General features: G+C 34.6%; 19 protein-coding genes, 2 tRNA genes and 8 pseudogenes. 14 read left to right on the top strand and 15 right to left on the bottom strand.

Features of this window, described 5'->3' with window-relative positions:
- Positions 1 to 38 precede the first annotated feature (38 nt).
- A tRNA-Thr gene (locus ACJZL1_RS04515) sits at positions 39 to 111 on the bottom strand.
- A 20-nt stretch (positions 112 to 131) separates the two neighbouring features.
- On the opposite strand from ACJZL1_RS04515, the gene ACJZL1_RS04510 reads away from it, so the two are divergent.
- From ACJZL1_RS04510 to pdxH, 3 genes are read left to right on the top strand one after another with little or no spacing between them, the layout of a single operon-like run.
- Complete coding sequence (locus ACJZL1_RS04510; RefSeq protein WP_265026127.1) at positions 132 to 275, top strand: hypothetical protein; 144 nt, start codon at positions 132 to 134, stop codon at positions 273 to 275.
- The gene (mutM, locus tag ACJZL1_RS04505; protein ID WP_265026126.1) at positions 241 to 1,056 is read left to right on the top strand and encodes a bifunctional DNA-formamidopyrimidine glycosylase/DNA-(apurinic or apyrimidinic site) lyase; all 816 of its coding nucleotides are present in this window, start codon (positions 241 to 243) and stop codon (positions 1,054 to 1,056) included. The genes ACJZL1_RS04510 and mutM overlap by 35 nt, the downstream gene beginning before the upstream one ends.
- A 16-nt stretch (positions 1,057 to 1,072) precedes the next feature.
- Positions 1,073 to 1,666 (top strand): pyridoxamine 5'-phosphate oxidase, encoded by a 594-nt coding sequence (gene pdxH / locus ACJZL1_RS04500; protein WP_265026668.1) that lies wholly within the window; start codon positions 1,073 to 1,075, stop codon positions 1,664 to 1,666.
- A gap of 489 nt (positions 1,667 to 2,155) precedes the next feature.
- On the opposite strand, the pseudogene ACJZL1_RS04495 reads toward pdxH, so the two are convergent.
- From ACJZL1_RS04495 to ACJZL1_RS04470, 6 genes and pseudogenes are all read right to left on the bottom strand, one after another.
- Positions 2,156 to 3,247: pseudogene (locus ACJZL1_RS04495) on the bottom strand (IS3 family transposase).
- A 365-nt stretch (positions 3,248 to 3,612) separates the two neighbouring features.
- A pseudogene (locus tag ACJZL1_RS04490) lies at positions 3,613 to 4,998 on the bottom strand (IS4 family transposase).
- Between the two features lie 179 nt (positions 4,999 to 5,177).
- A complete protein-coding gene (locus tag ACJZL1_RS04485) occupies positions 5,178 to 6,134 on the bottom strand; it encodes a beta-ketoacyl-ACP synthase III (protein ID WP_265026122.1) in 957 nt (318 codons plus the stop codon).
- Entirely contained in the window at positions 6,127 to 7,164 is a 1,038-nt protein-coding gene (gene plsX / locus ACJZL1_RS04480) for a phosphate acyltransferase PlsX (protein WP_419247520.1), read from the bottom strand. The genes ACJZL1_RS04485 and plsX overlap by 8 nt, the downstream gene beginning before the upstream one ends.
- A gap of 10 nt (positions 7,165 to 7,174) precedes the next feature.
- On the bottom strand, positions 7,175 to 7,357 hold the full coding sequence (gene rpmF, locus ACJZL1_RS04475; protein WP_096617771.1) for a 50S ribosomal protein L32: 183 nt from the start codon (positions 7,355 to 7,357) through the stop codon (positions 7,175 to 7,177).
- A 350-nt stretch (positions 7,358 to 7,707) separates the two neighbouring features.
- Positions 7,708 to 8,633, bottom strand: a pseudogene (locus ACJZL1_RS04470) (IS5 family transposase).
- 281 nt (positions 8,634 to 8,914) lie between these two features.
- On the opposite strand from ACJZL1_RS04470, the gene ACJZL1_RS04465 reads away from it, so the two are divergent.
- From ACJZL1_RS04465 to ACJZL1_RS04430, 8 genes are all read left to right on the top strand, one after another.
- Entirely contained in the window at positions 8,915 to 9,697 is a 783-nt protein-coding gene (locus ACJZL1_RS04465) for an MlaE family ABC transporter permease (RefSeq protein ID WP_419247058.1), read from the top strand.
- Complete coding sequence (locus ACJZL1_RS04460; protein WP_265026116.1) at positions 9,690 to 10,391, top strand: ABC transporter ATP-binding protein; 702 nt, start codon at positions 9,690 to 9,692, stop codon at positions 10,389 to 10,391. The genes ACJZL1_RS04465 and ACJZL1_RS04460 overlap by 8 nt, the downstream gene beginning before the upstream one ends.
- A 205-nt stretch (positions 10,392 to 10,596) precedes the next feature.
- Positions 10,597 to 11,094, top strand: coding sequence for a hypothetical protein (locus ACJZL1_RS04455; protein WP_265026115.1), 498 nt, complete (start codon positions 10,597 to 10,599; stop codon positions 11,092 to 11,094).
- Between the two features lie 73 nt (positions 11,095 to 11,167).
- Entirely contained in the window at positions 11,168 to 12,331 is a 1,164-nt protein-coding gene (dxr, locus tag ACJZL1_RS04450; RefSeq protein WP_419247057.1) for a 1-deoxy-D-xylulose-5-phosphate reductoisomerase, read from the top strand.
- 181 nt (positions 12,332 to 12,512) lie between these two features.
- Complete coding sequence (locus ACJZL1_RS04445) at positions 12,513 to 12,827, top strand: hypothetical protein (RefSeq protein ID WP_419247056.1); 315 nt, start codon at positions 12,513 to 12,515, stop codon at positions 12,825 to 12,827.
- Positions 12,824 to 12,949 (top strand): hypothetical protein, encoded by a 126-nt coding sequence (locus ACJZL1_RS04440; RefSeq protein ID WP_265026112.1) that lies wholly within the window; start codon positions 12,824 to 12,826, stop codon positions 12,947 to 12,949. The genes ACJZL1_RS04445 and ACJZL1_RS04440 overlap by 4 nt, the downstream gene beginning before the upstream one ends.
- Positions 12,930 to 13,127 (top strand): hypothetical protein, encoded by a 198-nt coding sequence (locus tag ACJZL1_RS04435; protein ID WP_419247055.1) that lies wholly within the window; start codon positions 12,930 to 12,932, stop codon positions 13,125 to 13,127. Before ACJZL1_RS04440 ends, ACJZL1_RS04435 begins: the two co-directional genes overlap by 20 nt.
- 78 nt (positions 13,128 to 13,205) lie before the next feature.
- Positions 13,206 to 13,334, top strand: coding sequence for a transposase (locus ACJZL1_RS04430; RefSeq protein ID WP_406830958.1), 129 nt, complete (start codon positions 13,206 to 13,208; stop codon positions 13,332 to 13,334).
- A gap of 38 nt (positions 13,335 to 13,372) precedes the next feature.
- Here ACJZL1_RS04430 and ACJZL1_RS04425 read toward each other — a convergent pair.
- Positions 13,373 to 14,622, bottom strand: a pseudogene (locus ACJZL1_RS04425) (IS4 family transposase).
- Between the two features lie 496 nt (positions 14,623 to 15,118).
- Here ACJZL1_RS04425 and ACJZL1_RS04420 point away from each other — a divergent pair.
- Positions 15,119 to 15,370, top strand: a pseudogene (locus tag ACJZL1_RS04420) (transposase DNA-binding-containing protein); the annotation flags it as partial.
- A 15-nt stretch (positions 15,371 to 15,385) separates the two neighbouring features.
- On the opposite strand, the pseudogene ACJZL1_RS04415 reads toward ACJZL1_RS04420, so the two are convergent.
- The 6 genes and pseudogenes from ACJZL1_RS04415 to ACJZL1_RS04390 form a co-directional block, all read right to left on the bottom strand.
- Positions 15,386 to 16,234 (bottom strand): annotated as a pseudogene (locus tag ACJZL1_RS04415) (IS982 family transposase).
- 90 nt (positions 16,235 to 16,324) lie between these two features.
- A pseudogene (locus ACJZL1_RS04410) lies at positions 16,325 to 16,480 on the bottom strand (transposase); the annotation flags it as partial.
- A gap of 104 nt (positions 16,481 to 16,584) precedes the next feature.
- A pseudogene (locus ACJZL1_RS04405) lies at positions 16,585 to 16,771 on the bottom strand (transposase); the annotation flags it as partial.
- A gap of 26 nt (positions 16,772 to 16,797) precedes the next feature.
- A complete protein-coding gene (locus tag ACJZL1_RS04400) occupies positions 16,798 to 16,959 on the bottom strand; it encodes a hypothetical protein (protein ID WP_265025943.1) in 162 nt (53 codons plus the stop codon).
- Between the two features lie 8 nt (positions 16,960 to 16,967).
- Positions 16,968 to 17,246: a hypothetical protein gene (locus tag ACJZL1_RS04395; RefSeq protein ID WP_265025942.1), complete on the bottom strand. Its 279-nt coding sequence runs from the start codon at positions 17,244 to 17,246 to the stop codon at positions 16,968 to 16,970.
- A 61-nt stretch (positions 17,247 to 17,307) separates the two neighbouring features.
- Entirely contained in the window at positions 17,308 to 19,419 is a 2,112-nt protein-coding gene (locus tag ACJZL1_RS04390; RefSeq protein ID WP_419247519.1) for a ComEC/Rec2 family competence protein, read from the bottom strand.
- 98 nt (positions 19,420 to 19,517) lie between these two features.
- Here ACJZL1_RS04390 and ACJZL1_RS04385 point away from each other — a divergent pair.
- Positions 19,518 to 19,594 (top strand) — tRNA-Met (locus tag ACJZL1_RS04385).
- A 553-nt stretch (positions 19,595 to 20,147) separates the two neighbouring features.
- On the top strand, positions 20,148 to 20,276 hold the full coding sequence (locus ACJZL1_RS04380; RefSeq protein WP_341812812.1) for a hypothetical protein: 129 nt from the start codon (positions 20,148 to 20,150) through the stop codon (positions 20,274 to 20,276).
- Positions 20,277 to 20,353: 77 nt separating this feature from the next.
- On the opposite strand, the gene ACJZL1_RS04375 is transcribed toward ACJZL1_RS04380, so the two are convergent.
- Positions 20,354 to 20,647 (bottom strand): hypothetical protein, encoded by a 294-nt coding sequence (locus ACJZL1_RS04375; protein WP_419247054.1) that lies wholly within the window; start codon positions 20,645 to 20,647, stop codon positions 20,354 to 20,356.
- Positions 20,648 to 20,714 lie beyond the last annotated feature (67 nt).

Raw genomic sequence — 20,714 nt, 5'->3', positions numbered from 1 at the left:
TGCTTACAAGTTATGCAATATTATAAGTGTAATCAGTGTGCCGTTACCAAGACTCGAACTTGGGACCTCGTCATTACCAATGACGTACTCTACCACCTGAGCTATAACGGCAGGATTTATATATAATGATAATGAATAATATAAAAAAGAATAAGGAAAAAGAAGAGGAGAAAAAAAGATTAGCGAAAGCTTTAAAGCAAAATATTTTGAAAAGAAAAAAGCAGCAACAGAGTAGACAAGATGCCAGAACTACCGGAAGTGGAAGTAATCTCTAACTTCTTGCTTGATAAAATTAAAAACAAGCAAATTAGTAATGTTATAGTTAATAATTGGAATTTACGTGCCCCAATAACAAAAAATATTGATGATATGCTAAAGGGCAAAGTCATACGCAACATCAAGCGTAGAGGTAAGTATACGATCTGGAATACAGATGGTAGTATGGCTGTAATCATACATCTTGGCATGAGTGGAAAGCTTATATATGCTGACCACGATCAAGTGAAGAATAAACATGATCATGTGGTATTTTTATTTTCTGATAATACTTCAATAATCTTTAATGATCCAAGAAGATTTGGAGTAGTCATTGTCTTAAATAAAGAACAAGAAGTAAATTTTTTTGATGATTTCGGAATAGAGCCCCTCACAGATGAATTCAGTGGAGACTATTTACAGGAGTTGCTGAAAAACAAAAAAGCAAATATCAAATCAGCATTAATGGACAATAAATTAATAGTTGGCGTAGGCAACATATATGCTTCTGAGAGCTTGTTTAGAGCCCGCATATCACCACTCAGGTCAGCAAAAGACTTGACCTATAGAGAGTGCGAAAAACTTGCTACTGAAGTAAAAAATACTCTGAGTGATGCAATTGCTGCAGGCGGTTCAACACTGAAAGATTATGCACAGCCATCTGGATCTGCTGGATACTTTCAAAATAACTTTTACGTATATGGTAAAGTTCAAAAACCTTGCAAGATCTGCAACAATATCATAACACTTATACGACAAAATGGCCGTAGCACTTATTTTTGCAATGCGTGCCAGAATTAAGATTTTATTTTTTGATATGATATTTTCACCTGAAAAAGATCCGTTTGATTTGTTTTCAAAGTGGTATAAAGCAGTACTTAATTCTCCGTGTAAACAACCAACTGCAATGACGCTAGCAACTTGTAGCAAAGACTGCATTCCATCTGCAAGAGTGGTATTACTAAAGGAATATAGCAAAGAAGGTTTTGTGTTTTTCACTAACGTAAACAGTAAAAAAGGGAAAGAATTGACTGAGAACCCCAAAGCTGCGTTAGTGTTTCATTGGATAGAATTTGCTAGGCAAGTACGAATTGAAGGAGAGGTTAAACTTCTAAACGATGAAAGAACTGACAAATACTTCTCTTCTCGAGCGCGCGATAGTCAAATTAGCGCATGGTGCTCAAAACAATCGAGCATTCTGAAAGATTGGCAAGATTTTGAGCAAGCTATAAAATTGAAGGAAAAAGAATTTTACAATATACAAGTTTCTCGTCCTGACTTTTGGGTGGGATTTTGCGTAATCCCAAAAGTAATTGAATTTTGGCAAGAAGGTGAATATAGGAAGCATATTAGATTTAGATACACCCTTGTTGAGGGAAGCGATTGGAAAATAGAACAACTATATCCCTAGCTACATTCGTTATTGCAGACCCTTCTTAATTTACCACTGAGAATTGGATGACACCCTACTAATCCGAATTCTGGATTAAGGATAAAAAAGAGCAAAAATATCAATAACTTATAATTTTATAGCTAAAGTGACTTAGGTTTACCGATAATTTGAAAAACAACAAATTCGTCATTCCGCTACTTGCTAGCGGAATCTATGCTGAGATACCGCGGCGGTATGACGTAGGGAAACCTTTCTTGGGTTAGCTATAGAAGGTTAAGGACTGCAAATTTTTCATTGGACAGGCTTCTTATACTTTTGGTGAGGTTAAATTTTGAAGTGAAAATTTTAATAAACAGCAAATAAACAAGTTTATCAAAAAAAGAGTTAAATGTTAGGATTTTAAATAATACAGCATTCCGGACAATTTAAAATCAACCTGGGATGGAGGAAGTTAGTGGCGTTCTGACCTTACCCAGAAAAAGTGGAGAGAAAGTTGAGAATGTTTTTTTATAAAAAGAATGATGAATCAAAATGTTCAGGGATGCAATAGTTAATAGTAACGTTGTTTGTTATAAAAAATTTCTATATATTCAAATATAGCAGTTTTAATATGCTGTTTAGAGTGCTTAGAAGTGTCTATTGGTAACTCCCTTTTTAGAGAACTTTTCTACAACAGAATTGTCGTAACAACAACCTTTATGGCTCATCTATATTCTTTATGGCTAAGAGATATTGATAACCTTGTGAAGTATATTGTGAACCTTGATCACTATGTAACAGTAGGTTTTTGGCAGGTTTACGTTTATTAACGGCCATTAATACAGAGTCCATGACCAATTGTTTATTCATTGAACTACTCATTGACCAGCCAATCACCATATGTGAGTATAGGTCGATTACTGCTGCCAAATATAGCCATCCTTCTTTGGTTTTTATATAAGTAATCCCATACTTTATTTGGTTGATCGACAATAAAGTTTTGGTCTAATATTACGACTCTACTGTCCGTTTGTTGTTTCTTAATTTTAAATTTTCTTCTCAATATAGCCTGAATACCATTTTTCTGCATAATACTTTGCACTGTTTTCAAGTTGCAACTTTTACCCAAAGCCTTTAATTCAGCATGAATTTTACGAGCTCCATATCTACATTTAGAAGCTTTTTTTGAATATCTGCTTTTATTTGCTAATTCTCTATTGCTTATTTCCCTCGCAGCCCACTTATAGTAGCCACTAGCAGATACATTCAAAATCCTACATAATTCCCGTACTTTATAGCAGCTGCTATGTTCTTTTATAAAAAAATATTTTACTCTTTTTGACTGCCCAGGGCTTTTTTTTAAATGTCTCTCTCTCTTGTTACTCTTGCTAACTCTTTCTTTAAATCAAATCTTTCTTTGTCGTAAGGAGCTACATTACCCCTACCTGGAAAAGCATTTGCTACTGACTTCTTTTCGTTATATTTTTTTATCCACTTACCTAATACGTTAGAGCTTATACCTAGATCTTTTGCTACTTTCGAAATTGTTTCTCCTCTTTCTTTAAAAAGTTTTACAGCTTCTTCTTTCAACTCTGCTGTATATTCTCTTCCATTTGACATATTGTACCTCTCTATAAAAACATTTTTTTATTATAAAAACGTACCAACTTTCTCTCCACTTTTTCTGGGTAAGGTCATTGTTTTCTGCCCCATTAATATTAGCTTCATTAGACCCTTAAATATAATTTTGCCCAATAGTTTACTTATCTACCTCTCTCCAATCTTTCTAGGTCCTCATCTTTAATTAATTTTAGTATTCCTTCTATTTGATCCATTATTACCTCCATTTTTTTGTAATAATAGCTCTTTACATCCTTTCAGCACCACTTTCAACACTTATGGTGGGGAGAGGTGACTTTCCTCACTTAGACGACTGGGCTGTGCCCTTACTATTACCCACAAGTATAGAATTCATGAGCAAGTCTTCATCCTTCTGCTAAATCAAAGAGACGTTTCCATCCCTTCCACAGAGCTATAGCTAAGTCATTTTTGCGGGCTAAAAACCCTCCTAATTTGGCCACCCACCTCACGATTTCTCTTATAGGTGGTGGGGTCACAGGATAGTTTTTTGTCTTAAGCATTTTGGTATACAAAACCTTCCATTCATCATCAGTCAGTATGACAGTACAAGAAAGGTTTGCTAGCTACCAATGTGATAAAGAATATTCTCCATGCAATTATACTCATAATTGTAAGAAAGCGGATTAATCTATCTGCGGTTTGGAGCCTACATTCTTCAACTTTAAGACCGGATTTCAAAATTTTATGAAAAACCTCTATTCTCCATCTTAAGCAATACCATTGTATTTTTTCTACTGCTTCTTCAAAATTATTAATATTTATATTTGTCAATAAAATCCAGTTCATAGGCTCTTCGCCAAATGGGGGATATTTTTCTATAACATAGACAGCATTTAAATTTAAATTAGGAAGTTTTTGGGTTTTACGTCTAGCGTTATTTTTTGATGCATTCATCACAAAGTTACTAAACTTTACTTCTAAAACTGCTGTTCTTTGAGGTTTATTATCGCGAGCAGACTTGAATTTCTTCTTGACAAGACATGCGATTCATCAAATCCCACAATCTTTTACCACCTTTTTCAGAATAAGTCGACTTCTTGTTTACTGTTCTGTTTTGATTTCCTCTTACTACAAAAAGAGATTGATTAGTGGAAGCAACTTCAAATAAATCATAAATATCTGCTTCTCTATCACAAACGGTAACTACCTTAACATCCTTTAATCCAGGATGTTTAGTAGAGTCTTTAAGTGATACCGTATGCTTTCTTTCTCTTCTATGGGAAGAGCAGTATTATGGCTTCTTCTTTTCAACTCCTTTAGGTCTTCAGCTAAGGAAGGTCTAGTACTAATTTTTTGATCCAATAATCCTATCTTCTGTTGTAACTGCAAACGTTGTATGCATCATGGGTTTTAAAATCAGTTGTTTTAGATCTTAATCTTGCTGCTATAATCCCTAATCCTTCGGTCTTTTTATGATTTTTATATGAAATATAACTCGTGTCTTGGATAGCTAAGATAGTTGAGTATTCTTTAGCTCTTTCAACAGTTTTAATTATATGACTGTCTAATATCTTTCTTTCAGAAATAGCATCGTTTTGGAAAAATCTATAAGCTGCTTTACTTTGATGCCAATCTTCACAAGCTTGATTTATTGAATGTTCAGGCGATTCAGCAAAACTATTAACTATTTTTAAAAGCCTTTTACTTAATCTTTTATCACCAAAATTAACAATTCCAAATTCACTTTCTGCCCATTCACCAGTTGAGGTGCTTAAATTTCTTTTTACCATATATTTCCATTTTTAGACTATAGTTTTTTTTATAGTAAAAAGTCGAATTAATAAAATAAAAGCCTTCATCTTTATTATTTATAGATTTGTGGGTAATAGTAAGGGCTGTGCCCTATGGGTGCAATCTGTGATGTTCTACAAGTATAGCTACTTGGGTGACAGGAGGTAATGCAGGAAGTCTAATAGTGCAGCAACACGGAACCCCAGGTCAGGCCTGCGCCTATTGAAATCAGCAGTACCAGATTTCCTGATTTTATTTTTGATTCTTGTATTGCATAGTCTAAGGCCAGTGGAATTGACGCTGCTGAGGTGTTTGCATGCTTATCAACGGTATTAATCACTTTCTCTATAGGAAAATCTAATTTCTTTACTACTGCTTCAATAATACGAATGTTTGCTTGATGGGGAATTAACCAGTCAATATCAGTGATTTTCAAATTATTGCATCTTAGTGTTTCCTCTACTGAGGCTGTTAACTTATCCACTGCATGTTTAAACACTTCTCTTCCATTCATGCATATTTTTCCAGAATCACCAATAGAGGATGTCCCTCCGTTCGTACATAATATGTCCACATTGCCATCAGAGTGTAAGTTTGTTGATATGATGCCGCTGCTACCCATTTCCGATTTTATTATCACTGCACCAGCACCATCACCAAAGAGTACACAAGTTGACCTATCTTCCCAGTCAACAATCCTAGACATTATTTCAGCACCAATAACGAGCGCATATTTAATTCTATTGTTAGATTTTATGAGCGAATCAGCAACTGTAACTGCATATATAAAACCAGAGCATGCTGCTTGTACATCAAAAGAAAATGCATTTTTACATTTTAACTTACTTTGTACAATCGTTGCACAGCTAGGCAAAGTTTTATCAGGCGTTGTTGTTGCAACTATAATCAAGTCAATTTCATCCACTGAAATTTTAGCTTTTTCTATAGCACTTTTTGCTGCATTTACAGCTAGATCTGACGTTAATTCTCCTTCATCTGCTATATGCCTTTGAGCTATTCCTGTTCTCTGCCTTATCCATTCATCGCTTGTCTCAACTATCGATGCAATTTCGTTGTTACTCAACATTTTTCTTGGTAGGTAAGATCCAGTGCTTAATATGAAACTTTTATTCAATATGACTTACCCCGTTAATTATCTTTTGATTTAAATTTTCACTAATTGCATTTACTGCAAATTTTATAGCATGGGCAAAAGAAACAGCATCAGAATTTCCATGACTTTTAATGATGATACCATTCAGCCCTAAAAACATAGCTCCACTTCTAATTTTGGGATTAAAACGCGTTAATGCTTTATTCAGTTTGGATTTTAACAATATACCAACAAGCATTTTCGCTGTCCACGAGTTGAATACTTCCTGCTTTATTAGATTGATAAAGGTACTAGCGGTTGCCTCAGCTGTTTTGAGCATTACATTGCCAACAAAACCATCAGCAACAATCACATCTATATTACCCTCTAAAAATTCACTTGCCTCTATATACCCTTTGAAATTAATGCCTGGAGCGTTTTTAAGCAACTCAAAAGCGCCGCGCACTGAGTCATTACCTTTAACTTCTTCTGTACCGATATTTAGCAAAGCAACTTCAGGATTGTCAACTTTTAATGCTATTTTTGCAAATATACTACCCATTAACGCAAATTGAAATAATGAGTCAGCATTACAATCAACATTTGCACCAAGGTCAAGCAAAGCGAAGCTTTTTGTCTTAGTTGGACAGATAGAGACAATAGCAGGACGATAAATACTTGGTAATGTTCCTAAAATAAATCTGGAAATTGCCATCAACGCCCCGGTGTTGCCTGAAGATACCACTCCGAAAGCTTTACCTTCTTTCACTGCAACAATTGCAGCTTTCATACTTGAGTCTTTACGATGTCTCAGCGCAAAAGATGGCTTATCATTTGCAAGGACATTGTCAGAACAATGAGTAAACTCAGAATTGTTACTTACTTTTTTATATTTCAAAAGCAAAGGAGATACTTTTTCCTTATCTCCATAAATATGAAAAAGAACTTTAATGCCTGGGTCAACAAGATTATCCAAAAAAAAACCAGCGCCCTGAATTACGGAAAGAGGCGCAAAATCGCCCCCCATAGCGTCAAGTGCAATAACTATATTATTATTGATCGTAGATAACATACCATAATAGTCATTCTGCCTGTTGCTTAATGAAAACTCGTTTTCCTTTGTAACTGCCATCGACTGCTACATTGTGAGGCAACATGAATTCCCCAGTTGCTGAACATACCACAACATTCTTAGGCTCAATAGCATGATGAGAACGATGCATATTACGCCTTGACTTTGACTTTTTTCTTTTTGGAACTGCCAAAACTTCCTCCATTCTACTACAAAATTCAATTCATTAGTAACATGTTTTTTACAGGAAGTAAACAGGGATAGTAAAATAAGTAAGGTCTGTTTATATAATTTAAGTTATAAATCCTTCTTGCGAAGCTTGCAATTTATACAAATATTTGCTTTTGCAGGCAGTCCATTAAATTCTGGAGTCAATTTTACCTCAAGCACAATGGTGTCATCCAAGTAGCCCAGACTACTTGGATCCAGGAAACTTGATTACAAAAAACATATCATACAGCGTTTTGATTAAATTGTGTAGAAACTGGATTCCAGCGGGCTTTGTTGCATCGCACCTTATACTGGTAGTAATTTACGATAAATTCATGTAGCCATTTCGAATTTAGCCATACCAATGTCAGTAAATTGATTAAGCAAATAGCACTTAATGAGCAGTTCTTTTTCACGATTTACTTCGGATTTATTTCTAAACAAATATTTGCTTTAATCTTGAGAAAAACCCTTCAATGTAAGCCATAATTTACTTCTTTTTTCCATTCTTCCACGCCATCTTCACCGTATAATTTTATTAACCTAATAGCAGCATTTCTGTCAGACATATAATCTATCTCTGGATGTTCTGCCGCATTGTTTATTGGTGGAATTTTTGTCTTTATATCATATTCGTTACACAATTTATAAAACTTGTGCCTATCATATGCCCTATCTGCATATAGTGCTTTTATGACATGCTGAAAATTAACTTCTTTAAGCAAATCGCAAGCTCCATAGTGATCAGAGTAGACACCGTTACTGTATTTTACAGCTATGGCTTTTTTGCTGTTTATATTCAACATTACGTGTAGCTTTCTTACTTGTTTATAGCCGCGATACTTTCTATTTTCGCTATTTTCCTTGCTGTGGCCAGGTTGTAAATGCTGATACCTGTACTATCTATAGCAATTTCGATATCTTCCATATTATTTTTATCAATTCTGCAATCATTGATCTTAATATTAAGTTTCTTTTGATGCTTGTGAATAGCTGATAACTTGCAAATTTTTCCCAATTTGCTCAAGGTATCCTGCTATAAATCCAACTGTTTGCCTCAAACCTATTCTGAATAGATGGGTTATTATATGTATCAAAATCACCACTTTATTGCTATAAATATTGTTGCCACCCTGCATTTTTGGCCCAATTTCATACCAATTTTCTATAGCTTCGTTGATATAATGAAAAATATTTCCTCTTTCCTGGAGAAATTTATTATACTCGTTTTGGTTACTGACTTTCATTTTCTGTGGCATATTTTTTCTTCAAAGGTTAAATGGCTATTTTATAATGAATTTTGTCAGTAACTGCTAGTTTTTCTGAACGCTATGCAACAAAGCCATTCCAGACTGGAATGACATCATTTGCTATGCAAATTGCTTTTAGAAAGATAAACGTTCGTATAGTTGTGTGCGGTATAAGGTAAAGTTACGTTAGCTATTGAACTTAAAACATATCTCAGCTATACTTTGCGATAAAGTTAATAAAAATTTTAATAAAATCAGTAAGACTAACCTCTAGCTAAAATGAACACAAAGTGAGCTTTTTTGATATAAATAGTGTTAGAATAATTGGTAGGTACTTTATCAATTTTTTGTTAAGGCTTGGTAGTGCATTCATATTTTTTATTCAATCTCTATACCACTGCTTCGTGCCGCCATATTATTTTAGCAACGTAGCAAGACAAATTATAGAGATAGGCTTTTTCTCTCTGCCAATTGTTGGGCTCACTGGAGTTTTTATAGGAGCGGCGATAGTTTTACAAAGCAGCTTGAGTGACTCATTAATTAACCAAGAACAGATAATACCCAAACTTGTTACAATCACTATCATTAAAGAGTTAGGACCAGTTTTGATCAGCTTAATAATGGTAGGAAAGGTTGGATCATCAATTGCGGCAGAAATTGGTACAATGCGCATCACCGAGCAAATAGATGCCCTTACAACTTTGAACATCAACCCTTTCAAATATTTAATTGCACCAAGGATTTTAGCGTCAATCATAGTATTTCCCATACTTACAGTATGTGCAGATCTAATAGGAATATTTGGAGGATGTATCACTGCAGTCTTCGAATTTAACCACAATTTAAATATATACATTAAATACACAGCTCAGTTCTTTAATACGTACGATTTTATAACTGGGCTAACTAAAGCAACTGCATTTGGTGCCATAATTTCTGTCTCAAGCTGCTATTACGGTTACCATTGCAAAGAAGGTGCACGAGGAGTAGGTGTTGCTACAACATCAACTGTTGTTTTATCGTCCATACTGATCATTTTAGCAAACTACATGATTACTTTGATACATGCGTAATCCCATAATATCAATATTGAACTTAAGCTTATCTTTTGATGATAGGACAGTACTAAAAGATCTAAATTTTGATATATTAAAAGGGGAATCATTAGTCATACTTGGCGGCTCAGGAAGCGGCAAATCTGTACTAACAAAAACAATTATCGGCTTGCTTGCTCCAGACTCAGGGTCTGTTAAAATAAATAGTAAAAGCAAAAATAAATTTGGGGTTTTATTTCAAAATTCCGCTTTATTTGACTACGTTACAGTGTGGGAAAATATATCTTTTAATTATAAAAAGCGCTTTAATATCAGCAAAAAGGAGGCAAAACAGCTAGCAATCGAAAAGCTAAATGATGTTGGATTGGAAGAAAATATAGCAGATATGTTTCCAATAGAGTTGTCAGGTGGAATGAAAAAAAGAGTAGCACTTGCAAGGGCAATTGCACACAATCCAGAAATCATCATATTAGATGAGCCAACTTCAGGATTGGACCCAATTATGTCAGATATAGTAAACGAGATAATAATAAAATTATCTAAAGATCTTAACACTACAATTATCACGATTACACATGATATTCATAGCGCATTTAAAATAGCTGACAAAATAGCAGTATTATATGAAGGGGAGATCATTTCCCATGGAACTGTTCAGGAAATACAAAATACTAATAACGAATATATAAAAAAATTCATTCGTTATATATAGCTAAAGATATATACACTGTTGCTAACAGTCATATTTTTAAGTTTTAACTTTGTAAAAGGTAGCAGACATTGGAATTCAGATTTTTTTCAAACTGGATCCTATATAAGGTGGCAGAAGTTGTTTGTATTAGCTATATTCAAAAGCTCTATTGATATTTTGCAATATTTGTGATAAAATAATAGCTTAAGGTTGAGAGTAAAAATTTATGAGTGAAGCTCAAGGTCCAAATATTGCAGAATGGCAAGCGCAGCAGCAACACCAGGAAGCCGCTGGTGAGAAAAGTGGTTTTGGTCTTGGTCATAGTGACTCTGTTTCAACAGTTGTCGATGGAATGAAGTGGTTGTTCAACTTTCATGAAGGGGCGATTGCTGCTTATAATAATGTGTTTGAAAGTTTGGTAAGTGGCAGTAGTTTAGTAACACTGCTTGGAAAATCAGGTAATATGTTTGGCATAAAATTTCTTGAAAGCCTTGCAGAATATTTTTCAGGTGGAGGTGGAGAAGATATGCCATCAGAAGGAATGGATATGGCTCATGGTGATGATGGACCTCACTCAGATGATTACCCTCATGCCAATAATGAAATGGCTCATAATGCTGATGGTTTGCAAGACATGCATGATGCAGGTGACCACCATGGTCAATCTTTTTCGCCTGGTCCTTCACCGTCTGTTGGCGATGACCACGGGCATGAACTTGGTTAAACGCTTAAAAACTGCTGAATAGTATGCAAGAAGGCCTAATAAGAAAAGTTGCTATTGTTATGAGTTTGTCTTAGTGAAAAAGGTTTCAGTTTTAGGATCAACAGGAAGCATTGGAAAAAAGACTGTAGATTTGCTCTCAAAGAGAAAAGAAGAATACCAAGTGGAAGCACTAAGTGCCCATTCAGACTTTGCTCTACTGGCACACCAAGCAAAACTGCTGAATGCAAAATACGTTGCTATCTCCGATGAAAGGTTTTACAAAGATTTAAAAGAAAGTCTACTTGGTACAGATGCAAAAATAGCAATTGGCGCTACAAATATTGCTACCATACCTGTTGATCTCTCAGTTGTTGCAATAGTTGGCATTGCAGGCCTTGGGCCAGTTATGGAAGTTATAGAAAGCGGTACCAAAGTCATTGCATTGGCAAACAAAGAAAGCATTGTTTGCGGTGGAAAGTTATTACTCGAAAAAGCTAAAGAAAAAAACGTACAAATAATCCCTATCGACTCTGAACACAACGCAATTTTTCAAGTTTTGCAAAATGACGATAAATGCGTAGAAAAGATCATACTTACTGCTTCTGGTGGACCATTCTTAAATTATAGTCTTGAGCAATTAAGAAATGTCATGGTAGATAAGGCGCTTAGTCACCCCACTTGGAATATGGGAAAGAAAATCTCGGTTGATAGCGCAACAATGATGAATAAGGCACTAGAGATAATAGAAGCACATAACTTGTTTAATATCAGCCCGAATAAAATTGAAGCAGTAGTGCATCCTGAGTCAATAGTACATGGAATCGTAGTTTATAAGGATGGTTTCAACTTTGCTGTGCTTGCAGAGACTGACATGGCAATTCCTATTTCATATGCTCTATCTTGGCCAGAAAGATCAGCTTTAAATTATAAACTAGACCTAACAAAGCAAGGAAAATTGACCTTTCAAGAGCCAGACCATAAGCATTTCCCTGCGCTAAAGCTTAGCATGGCAGTGTTAAACTCTTCTGCTCCACAAACAAACAGTATTGTGCTCAATGCTGCAAATGAAATAGCTGTTAATGAATTTTTGAAGTCACGAATCGGCTTTTTAAAAATAGTAGAGGTAGTGGAATCAACAATGGAAAGTTTTGATAGTTATACTGATATTAATTCACTATCTGATATAATAAATATTGATTGTGAAAGTCGTATTATTGCTAATAAAATTGTTGAAAGTAAAGTTGTTGCGTATAGCTAGAGGTTATCTAAGGAGAGAAAGTCACCCTTCTCCCCCATAAGTGTTGAAAGTGGTGCTGAAAGGATGTAAAGAGCTATTATTACAAAAAAATGGAGGTAATAATGGATCAAATAGAAGGAATACTAAAATTAATTAAAGATGAGGACCTAGAAAGATTGGAGTGAGGTAGATAAGTAAACTATTGGGCAAAATTATATTTAAGGGTCTAATGAAGCTAATATTAATGGGGCAGAAAACAAGCCTAAGAGCGCTAGAAGTGGTAATAAACAGATGTGTAATAGATAAAAATGATGATGAAAACATACAGCGGTTTGTCGAAAAGGTTAAAAGTTCTGATTATTTTAAAGGGATATATATCGATTTAATAAATAAAGTTGAAAAATTATTACCTAAAAAAACATCTAATAACTTACATAGATTTGATTCAACAATCATAAATTTATCAGGTTACCTTATAAAAGATGGGTTAAAAGTAGGTGGTAAGAGTAATAAGTGAAAGTCAGTGTTGGATTAAAGCCGACAAGCATAAGATTTTGTAAAGGGCAAGAAGAAGGTAGCGAAGATATAGCATTAGTAAGAGCAATTAATGAAGCTAAAGTTGAAAAAGAGGATATTTGATAGGGGAATTGCAAAAACCGGAACTTTCATTGAGTTTGATAAAAAGGAATATAAATTTATTACAAGAATTCACTTAAAAAGAAGGTATGACATTATGGAAAAGAATGAAATTGCTCAAAAACAACAACCAAGAAATTTTGGAGGATATAACAGTCAATCTCTATCAAGCAAAAAGTAAAGTGGCAATGACCTACGTTTAATAAAAATACGAAACAAGACTGGAAATGAAATACGGTTTTTAACCAACTTGTTTGAAATGCCAGCTTATGAAGTAACAGAACTATATAGGCGCAGGTGGGACATAGAGGTATTTTTTAAGTTTATAAAGCAAAACCTTGGATATAAGCACTTTTTAAGTTATGCCATGAATGGGATAAAAGTGTAGTATCCGTTCAGCCAATGGCGTCAACTTAAGAGCTTTCATTAGCAAACTCTCCTAAAGACATGATGGCGTTTGGGCTTATCTACCTTGTTGCGGCTATATAATCGCCCTGGTCGGATCTTAACTTTAGCACGTATACTTGCTCTATCAAAAAGGGCTTGAAAGTTTTTTGGCGAACAATTTCCAACAAGCACTTGATAAAGTTTCTGTCTCATCACACCAAATAAAACTGAAAAATTTAAACGATACTCAGCAATTTGATCTGGGTTCCAAGGCCCTTGTGCATCACACATATGAAGCGATAATATATTGCACATGACCAAGTTTGCCCAAAATTCTTGTAATACAGCCTCTAAATTCACCCCAGAAAAATTCTCTAACTCTGCTCCTACTTTGAGTCGTTTATAGCACTCCTCTATGTGCCACCTTAATACATAAGCTTTACTGATATCTTCCAAAGTAAATTTTTCTCGATCAAAAAGTGAAGTCCTCTGTTTCTCCGTTGGCTAATGTCAGCACTATAACTCTTACTTTCTGTCCTTTCATTTTATTTTTTAGCTTTTCATTTTCTAATATAAAATCGAAATCTAATTCGCCAGATGCAATTCGTTCCCATAGCTTGCTATAATTTCTTTTTTGCAAGCGAAAAATAAAATCTACTTCCAAATCATAATGCTGCTGAATGAATTTTACTGAAGGATAACCACGATCATAGATAAATAATAATTTCTTTTGATTTAATGAACGCATTTGAGTGATAACTTCGGGTAATTGCTCTTCCGCCAACGTTTGTTCGCCTATATTCCAAGCCGCAAGGCGAGCACTGCAAATCAGTGAAGTACATAAATCAACAAACAAATTGCCAATGGTGGCATTGTGCCTGTTGTTCCATTTGGTTTAAAACGGCCAAACTCGGATACAATTTCCTCAGAGCTGGGTAATCTCATACCAGAACCATCTGCTGCAATAAGTCTATAGCCTCTCCAGCTCAGGTTCATCTTGATAGGCTGTTTGGATGCTTAGCTCCAATAACTCTTTAAAACCTGTATGATAAATCTTATATCTTGCTTTAGAAAAAGCTTGCTTTGAGGGTGGAACTTTACAAGTTAGTGGATCCATAAGTTCACATTCTATTCCCAAACTTTTTTTAACTAACTTTAAAATCATAGAAAATACTGTCGTAAAAGGGAGTTTTCTTGTTCGCGTGAAACTCAACACAATGGATTCTCTGAAAAGCTTTCGAGTATATTATATTTTTAATTTGTAGAATAAAATTTTTTCCTTTTTGCATGTTTCACCTAAAAAGGACACATTTTAAACTTCTTTGTTGAAATAAAATAGAAACAAAAGTGCTGTTTCCTGCGGCTTCTGGATAATTTAATGGTAAAAAATTTAGAGAGAAATTTTACACACTATCGCTTATATTTTTCCTTAAGTTGACGCCATTGCCTGAACGGATACAAAGTGTATATTTATATGATCATTATTACAGCTTTGTTATTTCTCGTTTATAAAATCAGAAACAACTTACGCGGATTTAAAATAGCGCTATTACAGTTTACGTTAGACCTTAATGATTCTTTTATACGCTCAATTATCCTAATATCAGGAGGATGCCGTCAATCACCTTATATAACGCCATTTTTGGTACTTTCAACACTTATGCCTTCTCCCCTCGACTTCAGAACCTTACTATTACCCATAAATCTATAAATGGTGAAAAAGCTGCTATTTTACTAATTCAACTTTTTACTATAAATAGATCTATGGTCTAAAAATGGAAATATATGGTAAAAAGAAATTTAAGCACCTCAACTGGTGAATGGGCAGAAAGTGAATTTGGAATTGTTAATTTTGGTGATAAAAGATTAAGTAAAAGGCTTTTAAAAATAGTTAATAGTTTTGCTGAATCGCCTGAACATTCAATAAATCAAGCTTGTGAAGATTGGCATCAAAGTAAAGCAGCTTATAGATTTTTCCAAAACGATGCCATTTCTGAAAGAAAGATATTAGACAGTCATATAATTAAAACTGTTGAAAACCCCAGTTGCGGATTAGCCAACGAAGTAAAGCTTAGAAATGCAGGGCTTTTTCGGCTGCATGGAATATGAAACAAGCGTAGAAAAAATGTGTACCAAAAAATTTATCGGTGATCTGTGGCGAGTATGCTCAATCTCAAATTTGTTTTTCAGAGAGCCAAAAACTGTCTCAATAATCGATCTTTTTCTTAACAAAATCTTCTCATTTAGCGCCATTAATGAGTTTTTCATACCCTTTTTTATACTGGTTACAAGCTTTAACCCTCTATCGAATAATTCGTGAAAAAGATCTTTTTTGATATATCCTTTATCTCCAAACAATAATCCAGTCAATTTCTGAGTTAAATTTGGCACAGGTATCAACGTTGCCTTTTGTCACCGTAACCCCTTGAATTTTGCCAGTTTCGTTGATTACTAGATGTACCGAAAAACCACCCATAGGTAGTCTTTCCAATCTTTGCCAACCCTTTGAAAACTTTGTTTCTCGAGGTCCTTTTTGGATGGCAAACAGCGATAGATGTTGCATCTATGTACGAAATCCCTGTCACTTTTGACTGTTCGCAAAACCATTGCATTAAGAGCGCTAAATACCATAAAACCCGCGATTTTAGCCTAATAAACCTACTATAGAATGGCAATTTTGGAAACGCTGTTTCGTATAATAATTTCAAATAATGCACATAGAAAATTTTAAAATTGTCGCACTTGATATAGCAATATTATGGTAAAAATCTCTGAATGCGTAATCTCTGGCGTCCTGGTTGGTTTTTTGCCACTTGGTAGAAGTTTTTCTGCAAAATTTTTGTCAACTGAATTGCAAAAATCGTCGATCAGGCAAAATAATTCTGTTATATTTTTATTCATGGGTAACCTCTCTATTTTGTGAATAATTTACGGAGGTTACCCTATTTTCCTGGCTTTTTCACTGCTTTCTAATTCGCAACTGGGGTTGCTACGATCAGTTGCTTCTGCCGTTGTTATATGAATTGCATGTGTTGTGTATCAACTGCGATATGACCCTAAAATCTTTTTACCTGCATCATAGCCCTTTCTTTCAGCAGTATCTGCGTTTTTGACGCTTCGAGCATCAATTATGCAGAAACTGGTTTTCTCTTTCCGACCACTGTTTTGTCGCAACCAATTTTTTTTAACCAACAAGCTTGGCTCCTTTCCTTTCTTTTTACTCCACATTTGAAAATAGTAATATATGTTTTCCCACCTTGGAAACTCTTTTGGCAACATTCTCCACTGACAACCACTTTTTAGCACGTATAACACTCCACAAAATACTTTGTATATATCAATTAATCTTGGTCTTGTTTTCTTTTTCCTACTTTCTAAAATTGGTTTGATTTTTTCAAATTGCTCACGACTTATGTCGCTTGGATACCTTTGACTCATTTATATACCTCATTATTTACCTGTTCCTACTTTAGCTCATCTCTTTGAGATTTTAAACAGGTTCTAACATACCAAAGACGTCGATAATTTGGATCGCAAGAATCCTTAGATGGCATACCCTGCACTAATTGACGCAGTTGTTTTGCTTGATCCCAGTTCCCTTGTTTTCTCATCATCGATACTTGCATGGTTAACCTTAAATATTTTGGATTGACCCTATCCACTCTGAGAAGTGATTATCTTCTCTTGCTTCCAACCAAGCAATACCTAATTCATACCATCTGGGTAGGGCCACTATAACAGGCTGAATAGAAAAGGCAGTAAATGCTATAAGAGTAGCAATGGTACTTGCTATCGATATAGTACCAGAATACTTTCTTATAGAGCTCAAAATTCTACTGGGCTGGTCAGAAAGTTTTCTAAATCCTAAAAAATCAAAATAGTCTTTGAAAGGATCTTTAGTGTCTGTAACCATAACATTTTTCTAGTTTAAATTTATTTAGGTATACATTAACCAAACCTTAAAATCAAGTTTCTTAATTTTTCAACATGTGCCAAGGCCTATTGGAGCGCACTTTATTAATCTTTATGTAACGATTTGTTAACCAAATTGCATGTGTTTCTAAATCGGCATATTTGATAGTTTTAGTATTACAAACTGAATAGTCGAATTCACTTAATTGAATTATTAAGTCAACTTTATCACAATTTTCTAGAATATCTTCTTTTTTATAAGCTAGCAACACTGACTTATTATTTCCTTTATTATATATGCAGCCATAATCGTTACATTTTAGCCTTTTATCTGAGTTATTGTATTTTTTATGATTCAAAATTTGGTTCTGCCCATTTTGCTTTGCCCATGTTTTGACAACAAAGTTCCTATTTTTTCTGGTGAGAGAATATAGTAAGTTGTCACTCTCCTTTGCAGCAACATTATCAGCACTTATCAAGATATCAGGAGTTCTATACATAGCACTAGAGAAAATACCCAGCACAATAAAGAAAATTCCGAAGAAGCGCCAATTTCTTTCCCACAAGCACAGCCATAATAACCCAAATGTTATTATAATAATTGATGAGGCAGGAAAAGTGCGAATGGGAATAACCAAATACTGAAGACTAGCGATAGCGTTTGTTATATACAAAATACTGTCAATTGGGCGCTCTATAAATGGCGCTATAATCCATTCAATACCTAAAGGAATCAACAAAACATAAATTATTCCAAGTGGAATAATAATTAATGTAACTATTGGTATAGCAACTAAATTTGTGATAATGCCACTAATTGAAAAATAATTAAAATTGTATATCGTGTACGGAACAGTTGCTAAACTTGCTATTACTGAGCTGATCATTATCGATACAAAATATTTCATTATTTTTATTTTGAACAATTTATTAGCATTAATTTGATAACTGGCAACCAGTGCCAAAACCGCAGAAAATGACATCTGAAAGCCTGGCTTTAAAATTGCTTCTGGTTCTACTGAGAGTATCACTGAAGCAGCAAACGCAATTGCTATTAACCCTCGATATTTTCTCTCTATCATTATTGCAACAAGTACTAAAATCACCATGATGTAGGCACGCTGAGCAGAAATTTGCATACCGGTAATCAACAAATAAAACGTGGTTGGCAAGATAGTAAGGAATGCAGATATTTTCTTGGTGTTATACTTAAGAGTCAAAGTTTCAGATATTGCGAATAAATTACGAAACACTACAAAAAACAGACCAGCAACGAATGATAAATGCAAACCAGATATGGCAAACAAATGTGCTATACCTGAATCTCGTATTGCATCCATAGTTTTTTGATCTATGCCATCTTTTTTACCAATTAGTAATGCAGAGATTATATCCGCATGTGGTTTTTTGATATTTTGCTGCAGGTTTTCATAAATATATTGACGGAAAGATTCTATATACTCTAGAAATTTCCTTGCTTCAGCCTTTTTGTGCAGGGCTATTTTGCTTGTTGCAAAACCTGTTGCACTTATTTTCTGGTAATATGCTATTCTTGCAAAATCATATGCATACTCCGAGGGCGCAATCTTTAGAGGGAAGAGTTTTGCTGATAATTTTACTTGATCGCCTATTTTAATGCCTTTTTCCACTTTGGTTCTAACTGATATTCTGATGTTATCTAGAGCAATGTGGCCAGCGCGTGACGCATAACTACATGAACGTCCAGTTGAGTGATAAATTGGATATATATCATCAATCAAAGATGTCATGCAAGTAGCTGACACTGGGATGACAGAGGGCTTTACAACATGGAGCAGAAATTGTTTATATGAGCCCCTGTCATTAATATCCTTCACTGTGGCAACGATATCTTTTACATATCTCTCTTTATCAAGAATTTGAGTATCAACTAAAGCTGTTCTTAATTTACTAGCTGTAAACCCTATGAGCACTGCAATTAAAGCGATACATAATATCGCGTACCTTTTATACAATATTGCAATCAGAATTAGTGTGGGTAAAAGCAAAAGAAAAATAGATATGGTAAAAGTGCAGCTTGGTTCAAAACTTAGGGAAAAATAGGTTAAAATCCCTACACACTGACACACAGGAAACCATAGTATCAAGTTATATTTTTCATTGTGTAGGTTATGACGTATATAACTAACTATTATGTCAAGAAAAGTTAATAAATACACAAAATATACACCATAATGTAATTTTATTCTTTTATTTTCTATTATTGTATATATAATAACTAAATAAGCAACGACGCGGGATGGAGCAGCTCGGTAGCTCGTCAGGCTCATAACCTGAAGGTCGTAGGTTCAAATCCTACTCCCGCAACCATTTTCCAACTGTGCGAATATTGTGGTTTCAGGTAGAAACTACTTGACAAGCCTCGCCAGCCCCCTTATCATGAAACTGAAGCTATTGTATTTGCTTTCGCCAATCTGCAGATTAAAAGGTAAGGATTACTTAATGTATCGGCGTCTTATGTTTAATTTTTTGCAGTATATAGATACTGTATGTCTTTACAAAACTTCATCTACATCTAGATTTTTATCTAAATAAGCTGAACGCGCTTATAAAGCGTTACAAGACATCAAAAAATGCCAATACTCGACAGAGATAGTAAAAGACTAGCTAACTCGGGGATTCTTTGTCTTTTTTTCTGCTTAGTAAATTTCTTAAACATTTGCAGCGTAAGTTAGTTGCAATTAAAAGCGGCTGAATCTCGCTTATCAAGCGTTTAAAACATAAAAAACGCCAATATTTTAAAGCGGATAATAACCCCAGGGCTTCTTTTGCCTTTTTTTTCATTTGGTAAATTTCTTAAATATTTATGGCTAAACAACAACCGTCATCCCTGTAAAAGTCAAGTAATTCGTCATTCCGCTACGTGTTAGCGGCTAAGAGATACCGTGACGGTATGACGGTTCGCGGCGGCATGACAAGAAAGGAGCAGCAGGATGACGCCTCACCATGTCATTCCAGCGCGTGGCACATATCTGTACGAACATTGTTATAGTAAGAGTTCAAGAAAGATGTCATCTGGAATCTTGTTCCAATGTTAAATGACACAAAGTTGAAAAAGTAGAGCAAGAATTACTTACAATTCAATAATTCTCCAAAATCAATTATGTTTGAAAAGTAATCACTATCTATAACGTCATCACTCACACCATTAACGTGAATAAGAACTGGACGACATGAAAAGCCTTTTGGACGCTTTAGTGTATCTATTTTCTTTTGTACTTCTTGTATTATTGAATGACCGATTTTATTTTTTGAAAATTTGATTTCGCAAATGTAGAGGGTGTTAAACCTTGTTTGAATCATGTAATCAATTTGACAACCAGCACCTGTCTTCCTCTGAAAAAATGGATTCTCGCTCGTCAATTCCTAAGATATTATGTATGCTCTTTCTATTGTTCAGCACCAAATTTTCAAACTGAAGTCCAATCCA

The sequence above is a fragment of the Wolbachia endosymbiont of Rhagoletis indifferens genome, from assembly GCF_048537595.1.
Classification (GTDB): Bacteria; Pseudomonadota; Alphaproteobacteria; order Rickettsiales; family Anaplasmataceae; genus Wolbachia.
Note: the sequence above shows the minus strand (reverse complement) of the source record. Positions and strands in the feature narration are given on the sequence as shown.

Coding starts and splice junctions, on each gene's coding strand:
- ACJZL1_RS04510 (WP_265026127.1), top strand. CDS start 132: ATGAATAATATAAAAAAGAATAAGGAAAAAGAAGAGGAGAAAAAAAGA.
- mutM (WP_265026126.1), top strand. CDS start 241: ATGCCAGAACTACCGGAAGTGGAAGTAATCTCTAACTTCTTGCTTGAT.
- pdxH (WP_265026668.1), top strand. CDS start 1,073: ATGATATTTTCACCTGAAAAAGATCCGTTTGATTTGTTTTCAAAGTGG.
- plsX (WP_419247520.1), bottom strand. CDS start 7,164: ATGTTATCTACGATCAATAATAATATAGTTATTGCACTTGACGCTATG.
- ACJZL1_RS04460 (WP_265026116.1), top strand. CDS start 9,690: ATGCGTAATCCCATAATATCAATATTGAACTTAAGCTTATCTTTTGAT.
- ACJZL1_RS04455 (WP_265026115.1), top strand. CDS start 10,597: ATGAGTGAAGCTCAAGGTCCAAATATTGCAGAATGGCAAGCGCAGCAG.
- ACJZL1_RS04430 (WP_406830958.1), top strand. CDS start 13,206: ATGCCAGCTTATGAAGTAACAGAACTATATAGGCGCAGGTGGGACATA.
- ACJZL1_RS04400 (WP_265025943.1), bottom strand. CDS start 16,959: ATGCAAGTATCGATGATGAGAAAACAAGGGAACTGGGATCAAGCAAAA.
- ACJZL1_RS04395 (WP_265025942.1), bottom strand. CDS start 17,246: ATGGTTACAGACACTAAAGATCCTTTCAAAGACTATTTTGATTTTTTA.